Raw genomic sequence first — 26,861 nt, 5'->3', positions numbered from 1 at the left:
CATGTCGCCTTCCGATACCGTTTCGCCGGCGCAGCTGCTGGCACTCATCCTCGACGATCAATGGGATGCCGCGCTGGCCGCCGGGTTGATGGACTACGTCCCGCAGCCGGGCGACGAAGCGCTGCGCCCCGATCATCCCGATCTTCCCCAGCGGCTGCAGCACGCACAGCAGCAATTGCAACGCGCCTGGGCCGCACGCGAGCGCTACCGCCAGCGCCAGCAGCGGCTCGCGCGCCGCGCCGCCGAGCGCGATGCACGCCGCGCACCGCCCCCCACACCCGAGATCCAGAAACCCGCCCTGCCCTCGGCCGCTGCCGCGATCCTCGCGCGCGCCAAGGCCAAGGCCGCGGGCCGCACGTCCTGATGGCTACGATGAAGAAACCGGCCGCACGCACCGCGCGCATGCCCAAGGCCGACGTGACCGAAATGTTCACGCGCCTGCGCGAACTCAACCCGCACCCCAGGACCGAACTGGAGTACAGCTCGCCGTTCGAGCTGCTGGTGGCGGTCACGCTGTCCGCGCAGGCCACGGATGTCGGCGTCAACAAGGCCACGCGCAAACTGTTCCCGGTCGCCAATACCCCGCAGGCGATCCTTGCGCTGGGTGAGGACGGCTTGAAGAAGTACATCGCCACCATCGGTCTTTACAATGCGAAAGCGAAGAACGTGATTGCGGCCTGCGCGATGCTGGTGGAACAGCACGGCGGCGAAGTGCCGCGCGATCGCGCCGCGCTCGAGGCGCTGCCCGGTGTCGGTCGCAAGACTGCCAATGTCGTGCTCAACACCGCGTTCGGTGAACCGGTGATGGCGGTGGATACCCACATCTTCCGCGTCTCCAACCGCACGGGCCTGGCGCCCGGCAAGGACGTGCGTGCGGTGGAGGATCTGCTGATCAAGGTGATCCCGGCCGAGTTCCTGCTCGACGCGCATCACTGGCTGATCCTGCATGGCCGTTACGTGTGCAAGGCACGCAAGCCGGACTGCCCGCAATGCGTCATCCGCGACCTGTGCCGTTTCAAGGAAAAGACCGCCGCCTGAACGGGGGGCGCGACTGCCATATGGACGCAACCGGGCGGTCATCTGCGCCGGGCATCAATAGCAGCCCCTGACGCCGCTTGGGATACGGGCGATGACGGTTTGTACGAAACTGTCACATTTACGCAATCTTCACTAATTAGCCTGCGCAGCATCTTCCCACCTGCCTGCAAGGCTCCTTCCATGAAACTGCATCGCCAACTCCTTACTGCGGCCGTGGCGGCTGCGCTGTTCGTTCCGGCCGCTCACGCTGAAGTGGCCATCGATGTGATCGGCGGTTCGGAAATCACGTTCGAAGGCCTGGTCCAGGCTGACGGCAACTGGTTCGACAACGATGTGGCCGACCTCAACGGCGGCGATGCGGCAAATGGCAAGAACAGCGAATTCGAGCTGCGCCGTGCCGAGCTGGTGCTCAAGGGCAAGGGCCCGGGCAACGTGGAATGGGTGGTGGGCTATGACGCCAAGGCCGACAAGTTCCTGGACACCAACCTGAAGTACAAGCTGTCCGGCAATGCCAACCACTTCGTGCAGTTCGGCCAGTTCAAGCAGCCCAACAGCCTGGAAGAACTGTCCAGCACCAAGAACAACGACTTCATCTCCAAGGCCGCGGTCACCAACACCTACGCCGTCGCGCGCCGCCTCGGTGGCGCCTACAGCATCGGTGACAACAACTGGTCCGTCACCGCCAGCGCCTTCGGCCGCGAACTGACCCGCAACCTCGCCCACGGCAGCGGCTACGGCGCGCGTGGCACCTGGGCCCCGATCAATGAGAAGGGCCAGGTCCTGCACTTCGGCCTGAGCTACGTCGACTACGACACGGACGCCGACACCCTGCGCGTGCGTGCCCGCCCGAATGCGGATCTGGCCACCGTGCGCCTGGTCGACAGCGGCAACCTGGTCGATACCGACCGCGTCAGCACGATCGGCGCCGAAGCGATGTACATCGGCGGCCCGTTCAAGGCCCAGGCCGAGTACTACACCAGCAAGGCCAAGCGTTACTCGCATGACAACTACAGCAGCGACGGTTACTACGTCAGCGGCCTGTGGAACATCAGCGGCGAGACCTGGGGCTACAAGGGCGGCACCCCGACCACCGGCCTGCCGGACGAGCCGGGCCGCGGCATGTGGCAGCTGGGTGCGCGTTACGACCACATGGACCTCAACGACGGCAACCTGTCGGCGAACCCGGTGGCCGGTCGCCCGCCGATCGTCGATGGCGTGCTGGGCGGCAAGATGGACATCTGGACCGTGGGCGTGAACTACTACTGGCGCTCCAACACCAAGTTCGCGCTGAACTACGTGATGGTGGACAGCAAGAAGTACAGCTCCACCGCCCGTACGTTCGTCAATGACGACCCGAACATCCTCGAGGCGCGCCTGCAGTTCTTCTGGTAAGCCCTGCAACTCGCGTGACACACAAAGGCGCAGCTTCGGCTGCGCCTTTTTTCGTGCCCGCGCGCCGGTATGCTGTGCGCCCTTTTCCCCATGGATGGAACCCGATGCGTATCGCCCTCCCGCTGTTGCTGGCCGCCGCGTGCAGTGCCGCCGCCCTGCCCGCCCAGGCGCAGGACTGCCATGACGCCCAGTCGGCCGCTGAGGAGGCCTACGTGGTGCGGGCGGACAATGCGCTGCCCGATCGCCTCGGCTACACCCGCGACACTGCCGCCAGCGTCTGCCGTCGATGGCCGGCACGCCCCGAGCTGACCTTGGTGGCCACGCCGGTCTGGCGCGACGGCGGCGACAACGACGCCCGCGATGGCGACGTGGAGGTGCTGGTGATCGATACCGACACCCTGGCCACGCGCGCATGGACGGTGTTGCCCGGCGCACTCGACAGCGATGCGATCTTCTTCGATGGCATGCATCTGGATACCGCGCGCTACCAGCTTGCGCCGGATACCCTCGCCTTCGGCCTGCGTGTGCAACGGCGCAATGGCTCCGGGCCCAATCCGTTCAGCGAAGAACAGTTGCATCTGCTGGCGGTGCAGGCAGACACGCTGCGCACGCTCGGCCCACCGATGGTGCTGCGGCGTTTCCAGGCCGAGTGGGACACCCGCTGCGCCGGCGACTCCACCGACGTCACGCGCACCGTGGCCGTTGGACCCAAAGGCAAACACGGCTTGGCCGACCTCATCCTGCGCGAGCGGCGGGTCACCACGCACAGCTGGATGGACGGCGACACCTGCCGGGACCAGGACACGCCGGTGGACGGCGAGCGTCGTGTGCTGCGCTTCGACGGCCGCCGCTACGCGGTCCCGGAGGCGCTGCAGCCGTTGTGACATCGCCTCCAGAAGGCGTGTCACGAGGTGGTCATATGACAGTCGCTGCGCTGTCATCGAACCGTTATGGAATGAGCACCGGGCGGGACACCCCGCACCTTCATCCATCCCAGGAGCCACCCCGTGATCCACGCCTTCAAGTCGCGCGCCGCTGTTGCCGTCCTCGCCGCGTCGTCCGTGTTCGCCGCCAACGCCGCCGATGTGACCGGCGCGGGCGCCTCGTTCATCTACCCGGTCATGTCCAAGTGGTCGGCCGACTACAGCACCGCGACCGGCAAGAAGGTCAACTACCAGTCCATCGGTTCCGGTGGTGGTATCGCCCAGATCAAGGCCGCGACCGTTGATTTCGGCTCCTCCGATGCCCCGCTGAAGCCCGAAGAGCTGGCTGCGGCCGGCCTGGCCCAGTTCCCGTCGGTCATCGGCGGCGTGGTCCCGGTGATCAACGTGGCCGGCATCGCCCCGGGCGCGTTGAAGCTCGATGGCCCGACGCTGGGCAACATCTTCCTGGGCAAGATCAAGACCTGGAACGACCCGGCAATCGCCGCGCTGAACCCGGGCGTGAAGCTGCCCGACGGCAAGATCACCGTCGTGCACCGCTCGGACGGTTCGGGCACCACCTTCAACTTCGTCAACTACCTCTCCAAGGTCAACCCGGAGTGGAAGACCAAGGTCGGTGAAGGCACCTCGGTGCAGTGGCCGGTCGGCATCGGCGGCAAGGGCAACGAAGGCGTTGCCGCCTACGTGAAGCAGATCAAGGGCGGCATCGGCTACGTCGAACTGTCCTACGCGCTGCAGAACAAGATGTCCTACGCCGCGATGAAGAACGCCTCGGGCAAGATCGTGCTGCCGAGCGACACCTCGTTCGCTGCCGCTGCGGCCAGCGCCGACTGGGCCAGCTCCAAGGACTTCTACCTGGTCATGACCAACGCCCCGGGCGCCGATGCGTGGCCGATCACTGCCACCAACTTCATCCTGGTCCGCAAGCAGCCCAAGAACGTCGCCAACGCCAAGGCCACCCAGGAATTCTTCCGCTGGATCTACAAGAGCGGTGATGCGCAGGCCAAGCAGCTCGACTACGTTCCGCTGCCGGACACCCTGGTCAAGCAGATCGAGACCTACTGGTCGCAGAACCTGAAGTATTGAGGAAGCCACCACCCACGGTGGTGAGCTGGCGGTAGGTACCGACCCCTGGTCGGTACGCACAACGAGGCAATGGCGCCGGAGGGACCTCTCTCCCCCTTCCGGCGCCATCGGGCGCGGACCGCAAGGTTCCGCGCCTTTTTGTTGCCTGCCGCAGAATGCCCGGCCCTTGTGCCGCAAGGCTTTGCGTGCGCTCGGTCACGGCGTCATCAAGCTGTAACAAAAACATCATTTCATAGTCGCGTCGCCGGAAAGACCGGCCCTTATCCCGCTATGGAGTGACGCATGAAACTGCACACGGCCAGCATCGCCGCCCTTTCCCTGGCCATCGCGCTGGGTCTTTCCGCCTGCAAGCCGGGCGCTGAAGGCCAGGCCGCCGCGCCGGCCACCGACGCGCCTGCCGCTGCTCCGGCCGCTGGCGATCGCCTGACCGCCGAGATTTCCGGCGCCGGTGCGTCCTTCATCTTCCCGCTGGTGTCCAAGTGGTCGGCCGACTACAACACCGCCACCGGCGCCAAGATCAACTACCAGTCGATCGGTTCGGGTGGCGGCATCGCCCAGATCAAGGCCGGCACGGTTGATTTCGGTTCCTCGGACAAGCCGCTGAGCAGCGAAGAGCTGGCCCAGGCCGGCCTCGGCCAGTTCCCGTCGGCGATCGGCGGCGTGGTGCCGGTGGTCAACATCGACGGCCTGGAAGCCGGCAAGCTGCGCCTGAGTGGCGCGCTGCTGGCCGATATCTTCCTGGGCAAGGTCAAGACCTGGAACGACCCGGCCATCGTCGCCGCCAATCCGGGCGTCAAACTGCCGGACGGCAAGATCACCCTGGTCCACCGTTCGGACGGCTCGGGCACCACCTTCAACTTCTCCAACTACCTGTCCAAGGTCAGCCCGGACTGGAAGAGCAAGGTCGGCGAAGGCACCTCGGTGCAGTGGCCGGACGGCGTGGGTGGCAAGGGCAATGAAGGCGTGGCGTCGTACGTGAAGCAGATCAAGGGCTCGATCGGCTACGTCGAATTGGCCTACGCGCTGCAGAACGGCATGCCGTACGCCTCGATGCAGAACGCCGCCGGCAACTGGGTGCAGCCGAGCGCGGAAACCTTCGCCGCGGCAGCCGCCAGCGCCGACTGGGCCAGCGCCAAGGACTTCAACCTGGTCATCACCAATGCCCCGGGCGACCAGGCATGGCCGATCACCGCCACCAACTTCATGCTGATGCACAAGCAGCCCAAGGATGCGCAGCGCAGCAAGGACACCCTGGCGTTCTTCAAGTGGGCCTTCGAGAAGGGCCAGGCCCAGGCCAACGAACTGCACTACGTGCCGCTGCCGGCCGAGCTGGTCACCCAGATCGAAGCCTACTGGACCAGCGAGTTCAAGTAAGCCAGACAGCGGGCCTGTGCACAGCGCAGGCCCGCTTTCCTCGCCGCACCACCCTGCCGAACCACCACTCGGGCCCCCGCCTCAGCCATGAATGCCATCGCCCAGCCTGTTCCCGCACCGTCCCTCCGCGACCTGCGTGATGCCCGCAACGACAAACTGTTCCGCTGGGTCCTGATCGCCACCGTCATCCTGGTGCTGGTCGCCCTGGCCTGCGCCGCGCTCTCGATGCTGTGGGGCGGCCGCCATGCCCTGCAGGAGCAGGGCCTGAGCTTCTTCTACTCCTCCGAATGGAATCCGGTCGAAAACAAGTTCGGTGCACTCGCACCGATCTACGGCACCCTGGTCACGGCTCTGATCGCGATGGTCATCGCGGTGCCGGTGAGCTTCGGTATCGCCTTCTTCCTGACCGAGGTCGCCCCGCGCTGGCTGCGTGGCCCGGTCGGTACCGCCATCGAACTGCTGGCCGGTATCCCCTCGATCATCTACGGCATGTGGGGCCTGTTCGTGCTGGTCCCGGTGATGACCGAGTACGTCACTCCGTTCCTCAATGATCACCTGGGTACGATGCCGATCATCGGCCCCTTGTTCCAGGGTCCACCGCTGGGCATCGGTGTGCTCACCGCCGGCTTCGTGCTGGCGATCATGGTGATCCCCTTCATCTCCTCGGTGATGCGCGAAGTGTTCCTGACCGTGCCGACCCGCCTGAAAGAATCGGCGTATGCGCTGGGTTCCACCAAGTGGGAAGTGAGCTGGGACATCGTGCTGCCCTACACCCGCTCGGCGGTGATCGGCGGCATCTTCCTCGGCCTCGGCCGCGCCCTGGGTGAAACCATGGCGGTGGCCTTCGTGATCGGCAACAGCGTGCGCCTGTCGCCGTCGCTGCTTGAACCGGGCACCACCATTGCCGCCCTGATCGCCAACGATTTCGGCGAAGCCACCGAGACTTACCGCTCGGCACTGCTGCTGCTCGGCTTCGTATTGTTCCTGGTGACCTTCGTGGTGCTGGCGATCGCCCGCCTGATGCTGATGCGCCTGGCCCGCAAGGAGGGCAACTGATGTCCACCGCCAACGCCCAACCGCTGTACCTGCGCCGCCGCATCGTCAATGTGGTCGCGTTGCTGATGTCCTGCCTGACCGCGCTGTTCGGCCTGTTCTTCCTCGGCTGGATCCTGTGGACGCTGGCCTCCAAGGGCCTGGCCGGCATCAATCTGGATCTGTTCACCAAGATGACGCCACCGCCGATGCAGGACGGTGGCCTGGCCAATGCCTTCTTCGGCAGCGCAGTGATGTGCGGCCTGGCCATCGCCATCGGGACGCCGCTCGGCGTGCTGGCCGGCACCTGGCTGGCCGAGTACGGCAACTTCCGCAAGACCGGCACGGTGGTCCGCTTCGTCAACGACATCCTGCTCTCGGCGCCGTCGATCGTGCTGGGCCTGTTCGTCTACACCCTGTACGTGATGCAGACCGGTGGCCAGTTCTCGGCCTTCGCCGGCGCGCTCTCGCTGGCCTTCATCGTGCTGCCGGTGGTGGTGCGTACCACCGATGAAATGCTGCGCCTGGTGCCTTCGCAGATGCGCGAAGCGGCGCTGTCGCTGGGCATCCCGCAGTGGAAGGTGACGGTGCAGGTACTGTACCGCAGCGCCGCCGCCGGCATCGTGACCGGCATCCTGCTGGCGCTGGCCCGCATCTCCGGTGAAACCGCCCCGCTGCTGTTCACCGCCTTCGGCAACCAGTACTGGAACAGCAACGTGTTCCAGCCGATGGCCTCGGTGCCGGTGGTGATGAACCAGTTCGCCGGCAGCCCGTACGAATCCTGGCAGGTGCTGGCCTGGGCCGGCGCGCTGGTGCTGACCGTGTTCGTCCTGCTGGTCAGCCTTTCCGCGCGCGGCATCCTGCTGCGCAACCGTATCTCCCATGACTGACCTTTCCACGGACATCGCCATGAACGATCTCTCCAACGCCGTGCCGATGCAGCGCATCGTGGTCCCGGCTTCGCATGAAAGCCTGAACACCCCGGCGCCGATCAAGCTGGCCGCACGTGGGCTGGATTTCTACTACGACAAGTTCCACGCGTTGAAGGGCATCGACCTGGAGATTCCGGAAAAGCGCGTCACCGCGCTGATCGGTCCCTCCGGCTGCGGCAAGTCCACCCTGCTGCGCATCTTCAACCGCATCTACGCGCTGTACCCCAAGCTGGAAGCGCGTGGTGAAGTGATGCTGGACGGGGAGAACATCCTCTCGCCGAAGTACCCGATGAACCGCCTGCGCAGCAAGGTCGGCATGGTGTTCCAGAAGCCGGTGCCGTTCCCGATGACCATCTTCGAGAACGTGGCCTACGGCATCCGCCACCACGAGAAGCTCTCCAAGTCGGAGATGACCGATCGCGTCGAACAGGCCCTGCGCCAGGGCGCGCTGTGGGACGAGGTGAAGGACAAGCTCAACCAGAGCGCGCTGGGCCTGTCCGGTGGCCAGCAGCAGCGTCTGTGCATCGCCCGCGCCGTGGCCCTGCGCCCGGACGTGCTGCTGCTCGACGAGCCGACCTCGGCGCTGGACCCGATCTCCACCAGCCGCATCGAGCAGCTGGTGGAAGAGCTCAAGCACGATTACACCATCGTCATCGTGACCCACAACATGCAGCAGGCCGCGCGCGTGTCCGATTACACCGCCTTCATGTATCTGGGTGACCTGATCGAACACGACCGCACCGAAGTGATCTTCTCGCAGCCCAACAAGCAGCAGACCGAAGACTACATCACCGGCCGCTTCGGCTGATTCCGGCCCACGAACCCTGGATAGAACCGCATGAGCATTCCCAACGACCACATCGTCAAGAGCTACGACGAAGAACAGCAGCGCCTGGTGGCCGAGATCGTGCGCATGGGCGAGATGGCGGTCGCGCAGCTGGAGGCGTCCATGGATGTCATCGAGAAGCGCGACGAAAACGCCGCCCAGCGCATCATCGCCAACGATGAAGCCATCGATCAGCTTGAGCAGCACATCAGCCACGACGTGATGCGCCTTGCACTGCGCGGGCCGATGGCACGCGACCTGCGCGAGATCCTGGCCGGCCTGCGCATCCCGGCCGATATCGAACGCATCGGCGATTACGCGGCCAACGTGGCCAAGCGCTCGATCGCCCTGAGCAAGGTGCCGCCGCTGCCGCAGATCCAGGGCCTGCGCGCCCTGGGCCGGCTGGCTGCGCAACAGGTGCGCCGCGCGATCGAGGCCTACCGCGACAACGACGCCGCCGCGGCGCTGGAGCTGCGCGACGATGACGCCCGTCTGGACGCGCAGTACACCGCGCTGTTCCGCGAGCTGCTGACGTACATGATGGAAGACCCGCGCAACATCACCCCGTGCACCCACCTGCTGTTCATGGCCAAGAACCTGGAGCGCGTGGGCGACCATGCGACCAACATCGCCGAGAACGTGTGGTTCCTGGTGCATGGCGAGCAGGCGCTGCCGCCGCGCGAGAAGCGCGACGAGACGAGCAGTACCGATCACGTCTGAGCGCTTGCTCCAAAAAGGACGCCAAGAGCCGCTGCCTTCGGGTGGCGGTTTTTTTGTGGCTGGAAAGTCCTGGCGCGGTCAGGGCGCTGTAGGTGTCTCCGTTCGAGCCTTGGCGCGAGCGTTAGGGCCCCGAAGCGACCGGCAGGCCCCTCGGCACATGTCCCCCGGCCGACACCTCGCGGCGACGGCCGCAGGCCGGCGCCGGGGGACATTCGCCGTCAAGGGCATCGCGACCCAGCGCCCGACCCACTTGCCGCTGAGGAATGCGGCGCTGCACTTCACGAAACGTTGAATCCTGTGTGAGGATTCGATGCGCCGGGCCGGGCCACCATACCCGCACCTGCCCACGCAGCCCTCCCCGGCCCCAGCCCATTTCAAGGAGATCCACACGATGAGCACACCCACCCGATCGCTGTCGTTGTTGGCGGCCACTGCGCTGGCCGCAGGCCTGGGCGTCACCGCCTCGGCGTCCGCATTGAGCATGACCGAGCTGGCCCCGGGCTACCTGGTGGCCGGCCAGGCGGCGACCAAGGCCGCCGAGGGCAAGTGTGGCGAAGGCAAGTGCGGTGCGCATGGCGACAAGGCCGGCACGAAGGCGGGCGACAAGGCCGCGACCGCCGGTGCCAAGACCGCCGAAGGCAAGTGTGGGGAAGGCAAGTGCGGCGCCGACAAGGGCAAGGCTGCTGGCGCCAAGGCAACGACCGCCGGCGACAAGAAGACGGCGGAAGGCAAGTGCGGCGAAGGCAAGTGCGGTGCCAAGCACTGACGCGCTCGCCGCTGGCCTGGGCCGGTCGCCGCTGCCTGCGGCAGCGACCGGACTGGGTTTGCGCCGGGCCCTGCTGCAGGACCTGCGTGACGCGCCCGCCGGCGATATCGACTTCCTCGAATGCGCGCCGGAAAACTGGATCGGTATCGGTGGGCCGGCCGGCGACGCACTCGCCGAACTGGCCTCGCGCCACCCGCTCACCTGCCATGGGCTGTCGCTCTCGCTGGGCAGCACCGCGCCGCTGGATACCGTGCTGCTGGAACAGGTAGGCCGCTTCCTGGCGCGGCACAACGTGCCTCTATACAGCGAACACCTGAGCTACTGCAGCGATGAAGGTCACCTCTACGACCTCCTGCCGATTCCCTTCACCGACGAAGCCGTACGCCATACCGCATCACGCATTGCCCGCGTGCAGGACCTGCTGGGCCGGCGCATCGCAGTGGAGAACGTGTCCTACTACCTCACCCCGGAACCGGCCATGGACGAACTGGCCTTCACCAACGCCGTGCTGGCCGAGGCCGATTGCGATCTGCTGCTGGACGTCAACAACGTCTACGTCAACGCCTGCAACCACGGCTACGACGCCGATGCGTTCATCGCCGGGCTGCCGGCCGCGCGCATCGTCTGCCTGCATGTGGCAGGCCATCTGGACGAGGCGCCCGATCTGAAGATCGACACCCACGGCAGCGCGGTGATCGATCCGGTCTGGGACCTGCTCGCCCGCACCTATGCGCGCATCGGTGCGCGCCCCACGCTGCTGGAACGTGATTTCAATTTCCCGCCGTATGCCGAACTGCGCGGCGAACTGCAGCACATCCGCCAGCTGATGGCCGCCCATGCCGGGAACGGCCATGACTGACGCCCCGGCACGCCTGCACGCACAGCAGAGAGCGTTCACCGCGCATCTGCGGGACCCGGACCGTATCGCCGCACCCGACGGCATGGACCCGCGCCGGCTGGGCGTCTACCAGCGGTTGGTCTTCAACAACGTTTTGGGCCTGATCGGCAACGGCTTCCCGGTCTGCGTGCAGCTGCTGGGGGACGCGGCATGGGCCACCCTGGTCCGGCGCTTCCTTGCCAGTCACCCGGCGCAGACGCCGCTGTTCACCGAACTGGCCGCCGAGTTTGTGCAGTGGCTGCAGCACCAGCCCGCGCTGCCACACCCGGCACTGGCCGAACTGGCCCACTACGAGTGGGTGGAAACGGCCCTCCATCAGTTGGACGCGCAGCTCCTGCCGCCCTCGCCGGGCATGGACCCGATGCACGCGGCCCTGCAGCGCTCGCCGTTGGCCTGGCCACTGCTCTATCACTGGCCGGTGCATCGGCTCGGCACCGATGACGCGCCCGCGCTGCCCGGCCCCGAGCCGACCGGGCTGCTGGTCCGGCGCGACCCCGATGGCCAGGTCCGCTTCGCCGCGATCAGCCCGATGGCCGCGCAGCTGCTGGAGCAGATCGGCCAGCACCCCGGCAGCACCGGGGCCACCTACCTGCAGCAGCTTGCGCAGGCGCACGGCATGGCGGCCGATGCGCTGCTCCTGCCCGGCGCCGCCCTGCTGCGTCAGTTCCACGACAACGGCGTGATCGGGCCCGCCGCGCCCGCCCCTGCACGGGCCTGAGCGCGGGGGCGTACAGGTCGCTCTGCTAAACTGACGCGATGACTGACGACCTCCCCCGCTCCGACGCGCCGGCTGCTGCCGACGCACTGCCCGCTGCTGCCCAGCGCTTGATGGCAACACGCTTCCGCGGCTTCCTGCCGGTGGCGGTGGACGTGGAGACCGGTGGTTTCGATTCTGATCGCCACGCGCTGCTGGAGATCGCCGCCGTTCCGATCGAGATGGACGAGAACGGCCTGCTCTATCCCGGCCAGACCGCCAGCGCCCACGTGGTGCCGGCCGAAGGCCTGGAGATCGATCCGAAGTCGCTGGAGATCACCGGGATCATCCTGGATCACCCGTTCCGGCTGGCCAAGGTCGAGCGCGATGCGCTGGACCACATCTTCACCCCGATCCGGGCGGCGATGAAAAAGTACGGTTGCCAACGCGCGATCCTGGTCGGGCACAACGCCCACTTCGACCTGGGCTTCGTCAATGCCGCGGTCAATCGCACCGGACACAAGCGCAACCCGTTCCACCCCTTCAGCGTCTTCGACACCGTCACCCTGGGCGGTATCGCCTATGGCCAGACCGTACTGGCGCGCGCTGCCACCGCAGCCGGGCTGGGCTGGGATGCCGATGAAGCGCACAGCGCGGTGTACGACACCGAGCAGACCGCAAAGCTGTTCTGCAAGGTCGCCAACAGCTGGCCGCGCCCCTGAGGGGCATCACCCGATAGCGGTTCTGTCGCGCCCTTCGCTCTTGGCGCGGTACAGCGCGCGATCGGCGCGCTGGTAGAGCAGCATCGGGGTGCGGTCAGCAGCGTCCAGTTCGACCAGACCGGCACTGAAGGTGACCTTCAGGTCGGGGATACCCGCCCAGTCCGGATGATCATGGAACAGCCCGCGCAGACGCGCGCAGACCTGGGCCGCTTCATCCAGGCGGGTATCGTTGAGCAGCAGCGCGAATTCTTCGCCGCCCGTACGTGCGGGCATGTCCGAGTCGCGGCAGGCCGAGGCCAGCAGCCGCGCCACCTCCACCAGCACCACATCGCCCACCGAATGGCTGTGCTGGTCGTTCACTTCCTTGAAGTGATCGATGTCCAGCACCACCAGGCACAACGGGTGGCGGCTGCGCTGCGAACGGGCGAAATCGCGCGCCAGCGCTTCATCGAATGCACGCCGGTTCGGCAGCCCGGTCAGCGCGTCTTCGCGCGCCTGGCGCTCGAACGCCTCGGCCTGCACCGCCAGGCGATCGGCCAGCTCGGTCTTTTCCTGATTCAGCGCCTGCAGGTTGACCGTCTGGGTCTGCAGATCCAGCGTGGCTTCCTGCACCAGGCGCGCCAGCCGGACGTTGCTGGCCTTGTAACGGTTGATCAGATACCGGTACAGCGCGACCAGCCCGGCCAGCAACAGGAGCGCGGCGATCAGCTGCACGCTGTGTCGTTGCCACAGGAACGGCTCCACCGTGAACGCCCAGACCGCTTCGCTGTCGCTCCAGGCGCCACCGGGATGGGCAGCCGACACATGCAGGGTGTATTCGCCCGGCGGCAGGCCGATGAACTCGACACTGCGCTGCTGCCCCCGCTCGACCCAGCCCTTGTCCAGTCCTTCCAGGCGGGTGCGGTAGCGGATGCGCTCGGAGAGCAGGTAACTCAGCCCCACATAGCTCACGCTCAGGCGTCGCCCGCCCGGGATCGTGTTGTGGTTGCTGCCCTGCCAGTGCAGCGGGGCGCCATCGACAAGCACGGTCTCGATCACCGCCGGTGGCGCCAGGCGCTCACGGAAACGCTGCAGGCGCAGTGGATCGACCATGCTCAGCCCGCCGGCCGTGACAACCCAGAAGGTGCCGTCCTGGCGCAGGATCGCCGAGGGGCCGGAACTGCCGTTGGCCTGTGAGTTGGCCATGCCGTCGATCTCGTTGTAATGCTCGACCTCGACCCGTGCGGCACGCCCGTCGGCCACGGCGTTGAGCATGGCCATGTCGGTCCGCAGTACCCCGCGGTTGCTGCTGATCCACACGTTGCCCACGCGATCGGGAATCAGCTGGAAGACCGTATCCACCGGCATGCCCTGCTCCAGGCCTACCCGTGCCAGCTTGCCTTCCTGGTAGCGGTACAGGCCGCGATCGGTGCTGACCCACATCGCATCGCCGATCTGCTGGAACCCGAACACGCTGCGGCCACCTCCCAGTGCCTCCAGATCGATCGCCTGCACGCGGTCGCCGCGCAACACGCGGATGCCCTCGATGGTGCCGATCCACAAGGCGCCTTCGGCATCGTGCGCCAGCGCGGTGGTCAGCCCGGTGGGCATGCCGGGAAAGGCCACCGGCTCGGCCCTGTCGGCGACGATGCGGACCACGCCTTTCTGGGTGCCGGCCCAGATCACCCCGTCACGGTCGATGCTGATCGCGCGGATGTTGCCCCCGAGCAGGCCGTCGGCGCTGCCGTACGTCCGCCGCGGTTGCCCGTTCTCGCCGACCCGGAAGATGCCATCACCGAAGGTCCCGACCCACAGATCACCGTCGCGGTCCTGGGCCAGGCTCAGCACCGAGGGGCTCTTGCCGACGTTGTTGCGCAGCGGCACCGGACTGAAGTTTCCCTGGGCATCGCGGCGATCAAGCCCGCGCGCACTGCCGATCCAGAGCTGCCGTTGGCGATCTTCGAAGACGGTGCGGACGTAATCACCACTGAGCCCGTCGCGTTCGGTGTAGCTGCTGAACAGGGTTTCGCGCAGGCGATACAGGCCACCGTTGGCGCCCACCCAGATGCTGCCTTCGGCATCTTCGCGCAGGCTGACCACGCGCCCGCCGGGCAAGGACAGTCCGGCCGGCAACCGCTCCAGCCCGTGCCGGGACAGCCGCAGCAGGCCCTGGTTTTCGGTCCCCAGCCACAGATCGCCGTGGCGGTCCTGCAGCATGGCCGTGATGTGGGTCGCGCCGGGCAAGCGATGCTGCAGCAACGGCACGCCATCCTGCATGCGGTAGATACGCTCGCTGGCCACCACCCACATCACGCCATCCGGGGCGCGATAGGGCCAGACCAGCCCACGGCCCAGACCGAAGCTCTCCGGTGCCCGGCGCAGGACCCCGTCGTTGTCGCGCACCACCAGGCCATCCAGGGTGCCGACCCAGACCCGGTCCTGTGCATCCACGACCAGTTTGGTGAAGCTCATCGCCAACGGCACGTTGGCCGGTGGCGCCTGGTAATCGAAGGTACCGTCCGGGCCCAGACTCGCAATCCCCTTGCCTTCGTACAGCAGCCACAGGCGCCCGCGGCTGTCCATCTGCATGGCCTGGATCAGCACCTGCGGTGTGTCGGCGCGGTGTTCCCACACCTGCCAGCGGCCATCCGCACTCCGGCGGGTCACGTTGCCGCGCGAATCACTGATCCACAAGCCGCCACTGCGGTCCACCAGCAACGCCCCGACCCCGTTGTCGCGCAGGCCCGGGGTGGTGCTGCGGTCGAACACGGTGAAGTCCAGGCCGTTGTACCGGACCAGCCCCTCCCAGGTGGCAAACCACAGGTGGCCCTCCGGGGTCTGCGCGATATCACGCAGGGAGTTGTGCGGCAGCCCGTTGCGCGAGGTCCACACGTCGATGGCGTAATCGCGCAGCGGGGGCGGGCCATCCTGCGCCGACAGCGACCATGGCAGCGCGCACAGCAGCAACAGCCACAGCGCTACCGCCTGCAGGGTTGGCATGCCGGAGTCGTTCAGTTGTACCGGCCGCCACCGGATCCTGCCCCCCCGCTCGCTCATCCGTGTGGAGCAGCCTTGGGCAGGCGCCGTGCGCATGGGGGGAACGGCCGTGCACCAGCGCAATGGCTGGCAGAGTCGTACGCTCTCATGGGGGAGACGCTGGAAAGAGACGCCCATAGTAGGCAAAACCGGGCGTCTTGGGGGGCTGGACTCAGCTCCCGCGCGGCCCCGCCGCGGCGCGTGCCGGTGAGGACCAGCGCACGATCGCCTCCAGCCCCCCGTGGGGATGGTTGCGCAGGTGCAGCGTCGCCCCGTCCTTTTCGGCCAACGCCCGGGCGATGGTCAGACCCAGCCCGGCACCGCCGGTCTGGCGCGAGCGCGAGGTCTCCAGCCGCACGAACGGGTCGAACACCGCTTCGAGCTCGTCCTCGGCCAAGCCGGGGCCGCTGTCGCGGATGCGTACCTCCACATCCTGACCAGCCTGCTCGACCCGGACCCGGGCGGTCTGCCCGTACATCACCGCGTTGTCGACGAGGTTGGAGAACAGGCGATGCATGGCCAGCGGCCGCAACATCAGCACCGCACCGCTGGGCTGCTCGAAGTGCACATCGGCACCGGCTTCGGCGGCATCTTCGACGATGCTCTCCAGCAGTGAATCCAGGTCCAGCGCGGCGCGCTGCTCGGCGCTCTCGGCGCTGCGGGCCAGCTCCAGGCCCTCGCGGATCAACGCCTGCATCGCTCCGAGGTCACCGATCAGGCGCTCACGCAGCGCCTCATCGGTGACGTTCTCCAGCCGCAGCCGGAGACGGGTGACCGGGGTCTGCAGATCGTGGGTGATCGCCGCCAGCATCTGGGTGCGCTCGCCAAGGTGGCGCTGCAGGCGTTTCTGCATGGCGTTGAACGCTTCGGCGGCGCGACGCACTTCCAGCGGACCGGTCACCGGCATCGGCGCACCCTGCAGGTCATCGCCCAACGCCGCGGCGGCATCGGCCAAGCGCTGCAACGGCGCGCTGGCCATGCGCGCCACGATATACGCCAGGATCGCGATCGCGATCACCAGCAGGGTCAGGAACAGCGGGTCGACGGCGAGCACACCGTTGTGTGCCACCGCGGGGGAATCCAGTGCCAGCCGCAGCGGCGTGCCGTCAGTCAGCTGCAGGGTCACCACGCGGCACTTGGGCGGGATGAAGGCCGGGTCGCGTTCGCGCGGCGGATGCCGCAGTTTGTCCTTGTCGCGCGGGGGCGGCGGCAGCAGCTCCGGCAGGCGCGGCAGGCAGGAACGGAACGAGGTGAAGGCCACCTGGCTGCTGGCGACGGGGCCAGGGCGGTCATCGAGGATTTCCATCAACGCCGCGTCGGGCCGGCCGATCCGCGCACCTTCCGGCAACTGGCGTACGCTCGGCCCCCCACTGCCGAGCAGGCGCTCGCGCAGTTCCGGATTGCCGTCGAGCAGGTTCACGAAGCCCTGCAGGCGATCAGCGATGCGGTTGAGGTTCTGCCGTTCGAACTCCTGCTGGCGCTTGGTGCTGGCCAGCATGGTGGCACCGATCGCGGCCACGCTCATGCCCAGCAGCAGGATGACGAACAGCCGCCCGACCATCGAGGCGAAAAAGCGCCGCAGGCGTTTCATTCCAGGGTCACTGCCGCAGCAAGGACGTAGCCTTCGTTGCGTACGGTCTTGATGAGCCCGTCGCTGCCGCCGTCATCGGCCAGCTTGTTGCGCAGGCGGCTGACCTGCAGATCGATGGCACGGTCCTGCGATTCGTAGTTGCGGCCACTGCTCAGCGAGACCAGCTGCTCGCGCGACAGCACTTTGTTGGCGTGCCCGACGAACACCCGCAGCAGCCGGAACTCGGCGCCGGACAACACCACCACGCGCCCATCGGGATCGACCAGATGGCGATGTTCGAGATCGAAGATCCAGCTGGAGAAGCGTGCACGCCGGATCGCCAGCGGCTCCAGGTTGGCTGGCAACGCTTCAGTGCGACGCAGCACGTTGCGGATGCGGGCGAGCAGCTCGCGCGGTTCGAACGGCTTGGCCAGGTAGTCGTCGGCGCCCATTTCCAGGCCCAGCACGCGATCGATCGGCTCGCTGCGCGCGGTCAACATGATCACCGGTGTGCTCGAGCGCGCGCGCAGGTCGCGGCACAGGGTCAGGCCGTCTTCGCGCGGCAGGTTGAGGTCGAGCACGATCAGGTCGACGTGCTCGCGCTCCAGCAGCTGGCGCATGCCATTGCCGTCGCCGGCAGTGCTGACCAGGTAACCGGCGCGGCCAAGCTGCTCGGCGAGCAGCTGGCGGATATCGTTGTCGTCATCGACGATCAGCAGTCTGTGCATGCTGTTGGCAGTCTCCATGCGGTGATCATCCCCTGTCGGGAGCTGAACCGCATCTCTTGGTTTGCGTACGTCTGTTTCAAAGGGTGATGCAGATACACAACGAAACGTGTTGAGCACCGCAGGGATACATCTTGGTACACGGCGAGCATTGAGCCGGCAATGAACGATCTTCACAATGCTGACAACGCCGATGCACCGGCCTGCCGAGTTGACGATCATCGTGAAGCCCCGTTTGCCCAGAACCCGCCGTGCTCGCCTCCTGCTGTTGCTTGTGGTGCTCGTCCTGATCGCCGCGATTGTGGCATGGATGCTGCGCAAGCCGGCCGCGCCCACCCTGGCGACCTCGCCGGTCAGCCGCGGCGATATTGAACAGACCGTGGAAGCCACCGGTGTTATCGATGCCTACAAACTGGTCAGCGTCGGTGCGCAGGCCTCCGGTCAGATCAAATCGCTGAAGGTCCAGCTCGGCGATACCGTCAAGGAAGGCGACCTGATCGCCGAGATCGACGCCACCACCCAGCAGAACCAGGTGCTCAACGCCCAGGCCTCGCTGGATCAGGTCAAGGCGCAGCGCGCGGTGCAGCAGGCCAGCCTGCGTGAAGCCGAGCTCGAGTTCGCGCGCCAGCAGCAGATGCTGGCCGCCGAGGCTACCTCGCGCGCCGAGTTCGATGCGGCCGACGCCAAGCTCAAGACGGCGCGCGCCCAGATCCAGTCCTTCGATGCACAGATCACCGGCCGCGAAACCGAGCTGGGCACCGCCCGCGCCAACCTGGCCTATACCCGCATCATCGCGCCGATGGACGGCACCGTGGTGGCGGTGGTCGCCGAAGAGGGCCGCACCGTCAACGCCAACCAGACCGCACCGACCATCGTGATGCTGGCCCGTCTGGACCTGGTCACGGTCAATGCGGAAGTCTCCGAAGCGGACGTGGTCAAGATCAAGGCCGGCATGCCGGTGTACTTCACCACGCTCGGGGAGCCGGACCGCAGATTCCATGCCACGCTGCGCCAGATCAACCCGGCGCCGGCATCGATCGCCAACGACAGTTCCAGCAGTTCCAGTTCGTCCAGTTCCAGCTCCAGCACCGCGGTCTACTACAACGCGCTCTTCGACGTGGAAAACCCGGATGGCACACTGCGCATCGACATGACCGCGCAGGTCTCGGTAATGCTCAAGCAGGCCAAGGACGTGCTGATCATCCCGGCCGTTGCACTGGGCCCGAAGACCCGTGACGGGCAGTACATGGTGCGTGTGGCCGATGCCGATGGCATGCCCGCGCCGCGCAAGGTCAAGATCGGCATCAACAACGGCGCCAATGCCGAGGTACTGTCCGGCCTGGAAGAGGGCGACAAGGTCATCGTCGGCGAAGGCGGCGGCGCCCAGGGTGCCGGTGCCGGCAACCGCGGTGGTGGTGGGGTCCGGATCAGCGGCCCCGGCATGGGTGGGCCGCGCCGATGAGCAGCGCCTCGACGGGCACGCCGCTGCTGCGGCTGCGCGACCTGCGCCGCGAGTTCCCGGCAGGCGATGAAACGATCGCCGTGCTGCGCGACGTGAATCTGGACATCGCCGCTGGCGAAATGGTCGCCATCGTCGGCCAGTCCGGCTCGGGCAAGTCCACGCTGATGAACATCCTCGGCTGTTTGGACCGGCCGACGCGCGGCAGTTACCAGGTGGCCGGCCGCGAGACCGGCCGGATGGAGCCGGACGAACTGGCCGAACTGCGCCGCGAACATTTCGGCTTCATCTTCCAGCGCTACCACCTGCTCGGCGATCTGGACGCGCGCGGTAATGTCGCCGTGCCGGCCGTGTACGCCGGCAGCCCGGGCCCGGTCCGCACCGCGCGGGCCGAACACCTGCTGCAGCGGCTCGGCCTGGGCGACCGCATGAACCACAAACCCGGTCAGCTCTCCGGTGGCCAGCAGCAGCGCGTGTCGATCGCGCGGGCGCTGATGAACGGTGGCGAGGTGATCCTGGCCGACGAACCCACCGGCGCACTGGACACGAAATCGGGCGAAGAGGTGATGGGCATCCTCGGCGAGCTGCATGCCGAGGGTCATACCATCATCATCGTCACCCACGACATGAGCGTGGCCGAACACGCCCAGCGCATCATCGAGATCCGCGACGGCGAGATCATCGCTGACCGCATCAATCCGAAGGCGCCGAGCTACCGCGCGCAGCGCCAGCCGACCGTGGCTGCCGGCAAGGGCCACAGTTGGCGGGCCGCGCGGGATCGTTTCACCGAAGCCTTCCGCATGGCCCTGCTGGCGATGAATGCCCACCGCCTGCGCACCTTCCTGACCATGCTCGGCATCATCATCGGCATCGCCTCGGTGGTGTCGGTGGTGGCGATGGGCAATGGCTCACAGCAGCAGATCCTGCAGAACATCAGCGCGCTGGGCACCAATACCATCGATGTCTATCCCGGCCGCGGTTTCGGCGACATGCGCTCGGCCCGGGTGCAGACCCTCAAGGCCAGCGACGCCGATGCACTGGGGCGGCAGAGCTACATCGACAGCGCCACGCCCAGCGTGTCCTCCTCGGTGACTGCGCGCTACCGCAACCAATCGGCTACCGCGCAGGTCAACGGCGTGGGCGAGCAGTTCTTCCGGGTCAAGGGCGTGACCCTGATCGCCGGCAGCTTCTTCGATACCGATGCGGTGCGCAGCCTGGCCCAGGTGGCGATCATCGATGAGAACACGCGCACCCAGTTCTTCCCCAACGGCGAAGACCCGGTGGGCCAGGTGATCCTGCTGGGCAACGTGCCGGTCCGCGTGGTCGGCGTGGCCCAGCGTCAGAGCTTCGGCTTTGGTGGCAGTACCAGCTTGAGCGTGTGGGTGCCCTACACCACGGTGATGTCGCGCATGCTCGGCCAGAGCCATGTCTCCAGCATCACCGTGCGCGTGGATGACGCCACCCCGATGGATGCCGCACAGGCGGCCATCTCCAAGCTGCTGATCATGCGCCACGGCACCGAGGACTTCTTCCTCAGCAACAGCGCCGAGATCCGCCAGACGATCGAGCAGACCACCCGCACCATGACGCTGCTGATCAGTGCGATCGCCGCGATCGCGCTGCTGGTCGGCGGCATCGGCGTGATGAACATCATGCTGGTCTCGGTGACCGAGCGCACCCGCGAAATCGGCGTGCGCATGGCCGTCGGCGCGCGGCAGAGCGATATCCGACAGCAGTTCCTGATCGAGGCGGTACTGGTGTGTCTGCTCGGCGGCCTGCTCGGCGTCGGCCTGTCGCTGGTGGTGGGCTGGCTGTTCGGCAAATTCGCGCCGGACTTCCAGATGCTGTTCTCGACCGCATCCATCGTGGCCGCCTTTGCCTGCTCCAGCCTGATCGGCGTGGCGTTTGGTTTCCTGCCGGCCCGCAATGCCGCCCAACTTGATCCCGTGGAGGCGCTGGCGCGCGAATGAAGATTTCTCCTGCTCTGCTGCACCCCGCTTCGCTGCGTCCGCTGGCCCTGGCCTGCATGACCGCGCTGGCCTTGTCCGCCTGTGTCAGCACCGGCCGCTACCAGGTCGACGCGCCGGCGGTGCCGGCCACCTATGGCCGCGGCGATGCCACCCTGAACACCCCCACCGAGGCAGTGAGCGAACAACCGCATGCGGCACCGGCGGATGTCCGCAGTGATGCCTGGTGGACCCAGTTCGGCGACCCCGGCCTGGACCGCGTGATCGATCGCGCTCTGTCCGCCAACACCGACCTGGTCTCGGCCGGGCTGGCGGTGCAGCGCGCGCGCCTGCAGGCCGGGCTGGCCGACAACGCGCTGTGGCCGCAGCCCTCGGGCAGCGTCAGCAGCAGCGGCAATCGCCCCATCGACCAGCGCGCGGACTGGAACCGCGGCAGCTCGGCCGGCGTGTCCCTGCAGTGGGAGATCGATCTGTGGGGCCGCCTGCGCACCCAGCGTGACATCGCCCAGTGGGAAGCCCAGGCCAGCCAGGAAGACCTGCAGAACACCGCGCTGCTGGTAATCAGCGACGTGGCCACGCAGTACTGGACGCTGGCCTTCCTCAACCAGTCCATCGCCGCCGGCCAGGCCAATCTGCAGCGCCTGGAGCGCACCCGCGAGCTGGTCCAGGCGCGCTTCGACGCCGGTGCGGTCTCGCGCCTGGAAGTGCGCCAGGCCGTACAAAGCCTGGAGGCGCAGCGTGCCGCGCAGAGTGCGCTGGAGCAGCAGCGTGTCGCCGCGCGCAATGCACTGACGGTGCTGCTGGATGGGCAGCCGCTGGCACTGGCCGAGGAGCCGCAGCAGCTGCAGCGCGCGGGCAGCCCGGTCGTGGCCGAAGGCCTGCCGGCCGATCTGCTCGGCCGCAGGCCGGACCTGCGCGCCGCCGAGCTGCGCCTGCGCAACAGCCTGAAGACCATCAAGGTCACCGCCACCCAGTACTACCCGGCGCTGAGCCTGACCGGCAGCGTCGGCACCGGCGCCACCTCGCTCTCGGACGTGCTGAAGAATCCGGTCGCCACCTTGGGGGCGGGGCTGTCGCTGCCGTTCCTCAATGTGCGCCAGGCCCAGTTGAACACCCGCCTGGCCGGCACCGACTACCAGATCGCGGCCAACGGGTTCCGCCGCACGCTGTACACCGCGCTGTCGGAAGTGGACAACGCCTTGTCGGCGCGCACCCAGTTCGCCACGCAGGTGGCGGCCTCGCAGGCATCCTACGACGAAGCGGTTGAGATCGAGCGGATGTACGAAGTGCGCTACCGGGTCGGTGCCACCGACCTGCGCACCTGGCTGGAAGCCCAACAGACCCGGCGCGACGCCGAGCTGTCACTGGCCTCCGTGCGCCAGCGGCAGTTGATCAACGATGTGACGTTGTTCAAGGCGCTGGGGGGAAGCGCGGGGTGATCCCCCGCGCCAGGCGCAGCACAGGTAGAGCCACGCCATGCGTGGCCGCCTCTGGATCCCGCACCGCACATTGACTGCCTTTCGATCCGACACCGCTCAGCCACGCATGGCGTGGCTCTACCCTCGGGGCAAGCCCGCGGCTTACAGCCCGCGCTGACGCACGGCTTCGAACAGGCTCACGCCGGTGGCGACGGAGACGTTCAGGCTTTCGATGTCGCCCGGCATCGGAATCTTGACCAGGCCATCGCAGTTTTCGCGGGTCAGGCGGCGCAGGCCGTCAGCTTCACCGCCCAGCACCAGCGCTACGTTGCCCTTGAGGTCGATCGCGTACAACGACTCGGTGGCTTCACCGGCCAGGCCGTAGATCCACACGCCCAGCTTCTGCAGGTCCTTCAGGCAGCGCGAGAGGTTGGTCACCTGCACCACCGGGATACGATCGGCCGCGCCGGCCGAGGTCTTGCGCACGGTCGCATTGACCGAGGCCGACTTGTCCTTGGGAATGATCACCGCCGTGGCACCGGCTGCCGCCGCGCTGCGCAGGCAGGCGCCGAGGTTGTGCGGGTCCTGGACCTCGTCGAGGATCAGCAGCAGGGCCTTGCCCTCTGCCGCTTCGACCAGCCCTTCCAGCTCGTTCTCGCCCCAGGTCCGTGCGGCCTGGTAGCGCGCCGCCACGCCCTGATGACGCACCGAACCGCCCACACCGTCCAGCGCCTGGGTGTTCACCTTGCGCACGTCGATGCCCTTGCGGCGTGCGTTTTCCTCGATCTCGGTCAGACGCGGGTTCTTCGCACCGGCCTCGATGAGGACCTCGCGGACGTTCTCGGCATCATTCTCGATCGAAGAGGCGACGGCGTTGACGCCGACGATCCACTGGCTTTGCTTGCTCATTGCGGGGGGCGGGACCGGTAAAGGGGTTGGTAATGGTAGAGCATCAAGGCCCACCCTGCCCTGCCGGGCGTGCACGGGGGGCGTTCACTGGCCGCCTTCAGTCCGGCGGCCAATCCGCGGTGTCCTGGTCCGGGTGCTGGTGGGAGACGATATGCAGCAGGAAGTCACCGGCCTCGGTGTCCTCCTCGCTGCGCAGCGCGCTGAGCGACCCCAGGGCATCCACGAACGGGAGCTTGGCCTCGATCCCGTACTGGATCGTCGGCGGCAGGCGGGCCGGTTCGTCGAAGGCGCCGGCCGCGACCGCCACGCCATCCGGGGCTTCGTAGGTCAACGGGGTGCCGCAGTCGGCGCAGAAGCCGCGCTGGACCCAGTTCGAGGATTGAAACCGTCGGGGCTCACCACGGGTCCAGCGGAACTCGCTGCCACGCACCGACACCAGGGGGGCGTAATACGCGCCGAAGGCCTTCTGGCACATCCGGCAATGGCAGATCGAGCTGTGGGTCAGCGCACCGACCACGTGGAAGCGGATCGCGCCGCACTGGCAGCCGCCGCTGTATTCGGGGAGGGACGGCATGGGATTGCTCCGATGAGATCCAAGGGGGACAGCCCGCCCATCAAGCATGGGCGGGTACCCAGAGTGCCGACCGAGGGTCGGCACCTGCCGCGTACCGGCCGTGGGCCGGTACGCGACGATCAGTACTTCTGTTTCTGGCGCTTGGCCGGCTGGCCGCGCGGCGGCAGCTCGGGCAGCGAATCGTCCTTTTCTTCCACCAGGCGGAAGTCGATCTTGCGCTCTTCCATGCTGGCCTTGAGCACCAGGATCCGCACGCGGTCACCGAGGCGGTAGATCTTGCCGCGGCGTTCGCCGTTGAGCGTTTTGCGCACCGCGTCGAACTGGTAATAGTCGTGCGGCAGCTGGGTCACGTGGACCAGGCCGTTGACCTTGGATTCGTCCAGTTCCACGAACAGGCCGAAGCTCGTCACGCCACTGATCACGCCCTCGAACTGGCCGCCAACGTGCTTTTCCATCCACGCGGCGCGGTAACGCTCGTCCACTTCACGCTCGGCTTCATCGGCACGGCGTGCACGCTCGGAGCACTGCAGGGCCAGCGCAGCCATCTCACGCGGCGAATAGGTGAACTTCTCCGGCGCGGCTCCACTGAGCGCGTGCTTGATCGCACGGTGCACCAGCAGATCGGGGTAGCGACGGATCGGCGAGGTGAAGTGAGCGTACGCATCCAGCGCCAAGCCGAAGTGACCCAGGTTGTCCGGCGAGTACACCGCCAGGCTCTGGCTGCGCAGCAGCACCGATTCCAGCAGCGCCGCGTCCGGGCGATCGCGCACTTTCTTCAGCAGCTTGGTGAAATCGGCCGGCTGCACCTTCGACCACGGCGGCAGGCTCAGCTTGAATTCCTTCAGGAACTCGAGCAGATCGGCGTACTTGGATTCCGGCGGACGCTCATGGTCACGGAACGGCGCCGGCACCTGCTTGGCCAGCAGGTAGCGCGCCGCCTGCACGTTGGCCGCGATCATGCATTCTTCGATCAGCTTGTGCGCATCGTTGCGCACCATCATCCCGGCCTGCGTGACTTCGCCGGTGTTGTCCAGCACGAAGCGCACTTCGGAGGTTTCAAATTCGATCGCACCGCGGCGGGTACGCGCCTTGGCCAGCACGTGATACAGCTGGTACAGGCGATCCACCTGCGGCATCAGCGGACCGATCGCCTTGCGCGCGGCCGGGTCGTTCTCGCCCACCGCTTCCCAGACCTGGTTGTAGGTCAGGCGCGCGTGCGAGTTCATCACCGCTTCGTAGAAGCGCGAGTGGATGACCTCGCCTTCGCGGTTCACCTGCATGTCGCAGACGAAGCACATGCGGTCGACCTTGGGCATCAGCGAGCAGATGCCGTTGGACAGCGTCTCCGGCAGCATCGGCACCACGAACCCGGGGAAGTAGACCGAGGTCGCGCGCTTCTGCGCTTCATTGTCCAGCGGCGTACCGGGACGCACGTAATTGGAGACGTCGGCGATCGCCACGACCAGGCGGAAGCCTTCGGCATTGGGTTCGCAGTAGACCGCGTCGTCGAAGTCCTTGGCGTCCTCACCATCGATGGTGACCAGCGGCGTATTGCGCAGGTCTTCGCGGTGGCCGATCTGTTCCGGTGTGACCACCATCGGCACGGCGGTGGCTTCAGCCAACACTTCAGCCGGGAACTCGAACGGCAGCTCATGGCCGTGGATGGCGGTTTCCACCACCAGCGAGGCCGTCAGCTTGTCGCCGAGCACGGCGATGATGCGGCCGATCGGCGGGCGGCGGGTGTCCGGCGCCTGGGTCAGCTCGCATACCACCAGCTGGCCATCGCGGGCATCGCCGGTCTGGTCGGGCGGAATCTGCACGTTGCGCTGCACGCGCTTGTCGTCGGGCACCACGTAGTTGATGCCGAACTCGACGCTGAAGCGGCCGATCAGGCGGCTCATGCCACGCTCGAGCACACGCGAGATGCTCGCCTCGCGACGGCCACGACGATCGATGCCGGTCACGTTGACCAGTACGCGGTCACCATGCAGCACCTTGCGCATTTCGAACGGCGGCAGGAACAGATCGTCGCCACCTTCAACCGGGCGCAGGAAGCCGAACCCTTCCGGGTTGGCGATCACCACGCCGGTGATCAGGTTGACCGCCTGCAGCGGCGCGAAACCGCCACGACGGTTCTGCACCAGCTGGCCGTCACGGCACATTGCGCCCAGGCGCTTGCCCAGGGCATCGGCACGGTCCGGCTCGGTCAGGCCGAGGTGGATGGCGATCTCTTCGGCGGTCTGCGGGCCATCGCAGCGGTCAAGCAGCTGCAGGATCGCCTCACGGCTGGCGATCGGCTGCGCATAGCGCTCGGCCTCGCGGGCGGCGAAGGGGTCGACCTGGACCTCACCGTCGAGCGGGGTCGGATGCGGGCGGCGGCGGGTCGGGATCGGCCCGGCATGCGCAGGCTTAGGGCCGCGCTTGTTGCCACGCGGCGGCTCAGCGGTGTTCAGGGATTCGGGCATCCAGGGGGGCAGCTTGCCGGCTTTCTTGGCGGCAGCGCGGGGCTTGCCCGACGGACCGGCTGCCTTCTTGGGCGCCGGGGACTTGGGGGCTTTCGCGCCCTGGGTCGGTTTCTTTGGTTTCATTGACCTCAATAGTAACCGCTGCGCGTGTGCAGAACCGGTCAGCGGCGCTCCTGTGCAGGATTGTGAAGAAATTTCACAAAACCGTTGACAACCCGCGGAGACATGCCCAGAATTCGCCCCCTGAGTCGCCCAGGTGGCGGAATTGGTAGACGCACTAGCTTCAGGTGCTAGCGGGGGCAACTTCGTGGAGGTTCGAGTCCTCTCCTGGGCACCAT

The 26,861-nt window shown here is 67.0% G+C and carries 23 protein-coding genes and 1 tRNA gene; 18 read left to right on the top strand and 6 right to left on the bottom strand.

The features are described 5' to 3' along the window. Position 1 precedes the first annotated feature (1 nt). The 14 genes from EDF74_RS03460 to rnt all read left to right on the top strand — a co-directional run bounded on the left by EDF74_RS03460 (position 2) and on the right by rnt (position 12,421). Complete coding sequence (locus tag EDF74_RS03460) at positions 2-364, top strand: hypothetical protein (RefSeq protein WP_123728803.1); 363 nt, start codon at positions 2-4, stop codon at positions 362-364. Then, a complete protein-coding gene (gene nth / locus EDF74_RS03455; RefSeq protein WP_123728802.1) occupies positions 364-1,038 on the top strand; it encodes an endonuclease III in 675 nt (224 codons plus the stop codon). Before EDF74_RS03460 ends, nth begins: the two co-directional genes overlap by 1 nt. A gap of 180 nt (positions 1,039-1,218) precedes the next feature. Beyond that, on the top strand, positions 1,219-2,430 hold the full coding sequence (locus tag EDF74_RS03450; RefSeq protein WP_123728801.1) for an OprO/OprP family phosphate-selective porin: 1,212 nt from the start codon (positions 1,219-1,221) through the stop codon (positions 2,428-2,430). 104 nt (positions 2,431-2,534) lie between these two features. Continuing rightward, positions 2,535-3,314 (top strand): hypothetical protein, encoded by a 780-nt coding sequence (locus EDF74_RS03445; protein ID WP_123728800.1) that lies wholly within the window; start codon positions 2,535-2,537, stop codon positions 3,312-3,314. A 123-nt stretch (positions 3,315-3,437) separates the two neighbouring features. After that, positions 3,438-4,457 carry a phosphate ABC transporter substrate-binding protein PstS gene (gene pstS, locus EDF74_RS03440; protein WP_046272026.1) on the top strand — a complete coding sequence of 340 codons (1,020 nt, stop codon included), beginning with the start codon at positions 3,438-3,440 and terminating at the stop codon, positions 4,455-4,457. Positions 4,458-4,739: 282 nt separating this feature from the next. Beyond that, positions 4,740-5,831 (top strand): phosphate ABC transporter substrate-binding protein PstS, encoded by a 1,092-nt coding sequence (gene pstS, locus EDF74_RS03435; protein WP_088433059.1) that lies wholly within the window; start codon positions 4,740-4,742, stop codon positions 5,829-5,831. Between the two features lie 87 nt (positions 5,832-5,918). Next, positions 5,919-6,887, top strand: coding sequence for a phosphate ABC transporter permease subunit PstC (gene pstC, locus EDF74_RS03430; RefSeq protein ID WP_123728799.1), 969 nt, complete (start codon positions 5,919-5,921; stop codon positions 6,885-6,887). Next, complete coding sequence (pstA, locus tag EDF74_RS03425; protein WP_121041559.1) at positions 6,887-7,753, top strand: phosphate ABC transporter permease PstA; 867 nt, start codon at positions 6,887-6,889, stop codon at positions 7,751-7,753. Before pstC ends, pstA begins: the two co-directional genes overlap by 1 nt. Positions 7,754-7,772: 19 nt before the next feature. Next, positions 7,773-8,603: a phosphate ABC transporter ATP-binding protein PstB gene (gene pstB, locus EDF74_RS03420; protein WP_123728798.1), complete on the top strand. Its 831-nt coding sequence runs from the start codon at positions 7,773-7,775 to the stop codon at positions 8,601-8,603. A gap of 30 nt (positions 8,604-8,633) precedes the next feature. Further along, positions 8,634-9,341, top strand: coding sequence for a phosphate signaling complex protein PhoU (gene phoU, locus EDF74_RS03415; protein ID WP_070471813.1), 708 nt, complete (start codon positions 8,634-8,636; stop codon positions 9,339-9,341). A gap of 391 nt (positions 9,342-9,732) precedes the next feature. Further along, positions 9,733-10,107: an HvfA family oxazolone/thioamide-modified RiPP metallophore gene (locus EDF74_RS03410; RefSeq protein WP_123728797.1), complete on the top strand. Its 375-nt coding sequence runs from the start codon at positions 9,733-9,735 to the stop codon at positions 10,105-10,107. Further along, a complete protein-coding gene (locus EDF74_RS03405) occupies positions 10,094-10,966 on the top strand; it encodes an HvfB family MNIO-type RiPP peptide maturase (protein ID WP_123728796.1) in 873 nt (290 codons plus the stop codon). Before EDF74_RS03410 ends, EDF74_RS03405 begins: the two co-directional genes overlap by 14 nt. Next, a complete protein-coding gene (locus EDF74_RS03400; protein ID WP_123728795.1) occupies positions 10,959-11,723 on the top strand; it encodes an HvfC family RiPP maturation protein in 765 nt (254 codons plus the stop codon). The genes EDF74_RS03405 and EDF74_RS03400 overlap by 8 nt, the downstream gene beginning before the upstream one ends. A gap of 110 nt (positions 11,724-11,833) precedes the next feature. After that, positions 11,834-12,421 carry a ribonuclease T gene (rnt, locus tag EDF74_RS03395; RefSeq protein ID WP_121042195.1) on the top strand — a complete coding sequence of 196 codons (588 nt, stop codon included), beginning with the start codon at positions 11,834-11,836 and terminating at the stop codon, positions 12,419-12,421. Between the two features lie 6 nt (positions 12,422-12,427). Here the strand turns inward: rnt and EDF74_RS03390 are convergent, their stop codons facing one another. The 3 genes from EDF74_RS03390 to EDF74_RS03380 all read right to left on the bottom strand — a co-directional run bounded on the left by EDF74_RS03390 (position 12,428) and on the right by EDF74_RS03380 (position 17,752). Then, positions 12,428-15,400 carry a ligand-binding sensor domain-containing diguanylate cyclase gene (locus tag EDF74_RS03390; protein WP_123728794.1) on the bottom strand — a complete coding sequence of 991 codons (2,973 nt, stop codon included), beginning with the start codon at positions 15,398-15,400 and terminating at the stop codon, positions 12,428-12,430. A 208-nt stretch (positions 15,401-15,608) separates the two neighbouring features. After that, a complete protein-coding gene (locus EDF74_RS03385) occupies positions 15,609-17,027 on the bottom strand; it encodes a sensor histidine kinase (RefSeq protein ID WP_123728793.1) in 1,419 nt (472 codons plus the stop codon). Then, positions 17,024-17,752 (bottom strand): response regulator, encoded by a 729-nt coding sequence (locus tag EDF74_RS03380; RefSeq protein WP_123728792.1) that lies wholly within the window; start codon positions 17,750-17,752, stop codon positions 17,024-17,026. Before EDF74_RS03380 ends, EDF74_RS03385 begins: the two co-directional genes overlap by 4 nt. A 172-nt stretch (positions 17,753-17,924) precedes the next feature. On the opposite strand from EDF74_RS03380, the gene EDF74_RS03375 reads away from it, so the two are divergent. The 3 genes from EDF74_RS03375 to EDF74_RS03365 are packed head-to-tail and all read left to right on the top strand — an operon-like array spanning position 17,925 to position 22,596. Further along, a complete protein-coding gene (locus EDF74_RS03375; protein WP_123728791.1) occupies positions 17,925-19,193 on the top strand; it encodes an efflux RND transporter periplasmic adaptor subunit in 1,269 nt (422 codons plus the stop codon). Then, positions 19,190-21,160 carry a MacB family efflux pump subunit gene (locus EDF74_RS03370; RefSeq protein WP_123728790.1) on the top strand — a complete coding sequence of 657 codons (1,971 nt, stop codon included), beginning with the start codon at positions 19,190-19,192 and terminating at the stop codon, positions 21,158-21,160. The genes EDF74_RS03375 and EDF74_RS03370 overlap by 4 nt, the downstream gene beginning before the upstream one ends. Continuing rightward, a complete protein-coding gene (locus tag EDF74_RS03365) occupies positions 21,157-22,596 on the top strand; it encodes an efflux transporter outer membrane subunit (protein ID WP_123728789.1) in 1,440 nt (479 codons plus the stop codon). The genes EDF74_RS03370 and EDF74_RS03365 overlap by 4 nt, the downstream gene beginning before the upstream one ends. Positions 22,597-22,737: 141 nt before the next feature. Here EDF74_RS03365 and rlmB read toward each other — a convergent pair whose 3' ends face one another. The 3 genes from rlmB to rnr all read right to left on the bottom strand — a co-directional run bounded on the left by rlmB (position 22,738) and on the right by rnr (position 26,646). Next, complete coding sequence (gene rlmB, locus EDF74_RS03360) at positions 22,738-23,484, bottom strand: 23S rRNA (guanosine(2251)-2'-O)-methyltransferase RlmB (RefSeq protein ID WP_019184367.1); 747 nt, start codon at positions 23,482-23,484, stop codon at positions 22,738-22,740. Positions 23,485-23,581: 97 nt separating this feature from the next. Further along, the gene (locus EDF74_RS03355; RefSeq protein ID WP_123728788.1) at positions 23,582-24,058 is read right to left on the bottom strand and encodes a GFA family protein; all 477 of its coding nucleotides are present in this window, start codon (positions 24,056-24,058) and stop codon (positions 23,582-23,584) included. Between the two features lie 119 nt (positions 24,059-24,177). Further along, positions 24,178-26,646: a ribonuclease R gene (gene rnr / locus EDF74_RS03350; RefSeq protein WP_123728787.1), complete on the bottom strand. Its 2,469-nt coding sequence runs from the start codon at positions 26,644-26,646 to the stop codon at positions 24,178-24,180. A gap of 127 nt (positions 26,647-26,773) precedes the next feature. Between rnr and EDF74_RS03345 the strand changes: the two genes are divergently transcribed. Then, positions 26,774-26,860 (top strand) — tRNA-Leu (locus EDF74_RS03345). The last annotated feature ends 1 nt before the right edge of the window (position 26,861 follow it).

Source organism: Stenotrophomonas rhizophila (assembly GCF_003751305.1).
Taxonomy (GTDB): domain Bacteria; phylum Pseudomonadota; class Gammaproteobacteria; order Xanthomonadales; family Xanthomonadaceae; genus Stenotrophomonas; species Stenotrophomonas rhizophila_B.
This window is presented reverse-complemented; position numbering and strand designations above follow the sequence as displayed.

Coding starts and splice junctions, on each gene's coding strand:
- EDF74_RS03460 (WP_123728803.1), top strand. CDS start 2: ATGTCGCCTTCCGATACCGTTTCGCCGGCGCAGCTGCTGGCACTCATC.
- nth (WP_123728802.1), top strand. CDS start 364: ATGGCTACGATGAAGAAACCGGCCGCACGCACCGCGCGCATGCCCAAG.
- EDF74_RS03450 (WP_123728801.1), top strand. CDS start 1,219: ATGAAACTGCATCGCCAACTCCTTACTGCGGCCGTGGCGGCTGCGCTG.
- EDF74_RS03445 (WP_123728800.1), top strand. CDS start 2,535: ATGCGTATCGCCCTCCCGCTGTTGCTGGCCGCCGCGTGCAGTGCCGCC.
- pstS (WP_088433059.1), top strand. CDS start 4,740: ATGAAACTGCACACGGCCAGCATCGCCGCCCTTTCCCTGGCCATCGCG.
- pstC (WP_123728799.1), top strand. CDS start 5,919: ATGAATGCCATCGCCCAGCCTGTTCCCGCACCGTCCCTCCGCGACCTG.
- pstA (WP_121041559.1), top strand. CDS start 6,887: ATGTCCACCGCCAACGCCCAACCGCTGTACCTGCGCCGCCGCATCGTC.
- pstB (WP_123728798.1), top strand. CDS start 7,773: ATGAACGATCTCTCCAACGCCGTGCCGATGCAGCGCATCGTGGTCCCG.
- phoU (WP_070471813.1), top strand. CDS start 8,634: ATGAGCATTCCCAACGACCACATCGTCAAGAGCTACGACGAAGAACAG.
- EDF74_RS03410 (WP_123728797.1), top strand. CDS start 9,733: ATGAGCACACCCACCCGATCGCTGTCGTTGTTGGCGGCCACTGCGCTG.
- EDF74_RS03400 (WP_123728795.1), top strand. CDS start 10,959: ATGACTGACGCCCCGGCACGCCTGCACGCACAGCAGAGAGCGTTCACC.
- rnt (WP_121042195.1), top strand. CDS start 11,834: ATGGCAACACGCTTCCGCGGCTTCCTGCCGGTGGCGGTGGACGTGGAG.
- EDF74_RS03390 (WP_123728794.1), bottom strand. CDS start 15,400: ATGCCAACCCTGCAGGCGGTAGCGCTGTGGCTGTTGCTGCTGTGCGCG.
- EDF74_RS03385 (WP_123728793.1), bottom strand. CDS start 17,027: ATGAAACGCCTGCGGCGCTTTTTCGCCTCGATGGTCGGGCGGCTGTTC.
- EDF74_RS03380 (WP_123728792.1), bottom strand. CDS start 17,752: ATGGAGACTGCCAACAGCATGCACAGACTGCTGATCGTCGATGACGAC.
- EDF74_RS03375 (WP_123728791.1), top strand. CDS start 17,925: ATGCACCGGCCTGCCGAGTTGACGATCATCGTGAAGCCCCGTTTGCCC.
- EDF74_RS03370 (WP_123728790.1), top strand. CDS start 19,190: ATGAGCAGCGCCTCGACGGGCACGCCGCTGCTGCGGCTGCGCGACCTG.
- EDF74_RS03365 (WP_123728789.1), top strand. CDS start 21,157: ATGAAGATTTCTCCTGCTCTGCTGCACCCCGCTTCGCTGCGTCCGCTG.
- rlmB (WP_019184367.1), bottom strand. CDS start 23,484: ATGAGCAAGCAAAGCCAGTGGATCGTCGGCGTCAACGCCGTCGCCTCT.
- EDF74_RS03355 (WP_123728788.1), bottom strand. CDS start 24,058: ATGCCGTCCCTCCCCGAATACAGCGGCGGCTGCCAGTGCGGCGCGATC.
- rnr (WP_123728787.1), bottom strand. CDS start 26,646: ATGAAACCAAAGAAACCGACCCAGGGCGCGAAAGCCCCCAAGTCCCCG.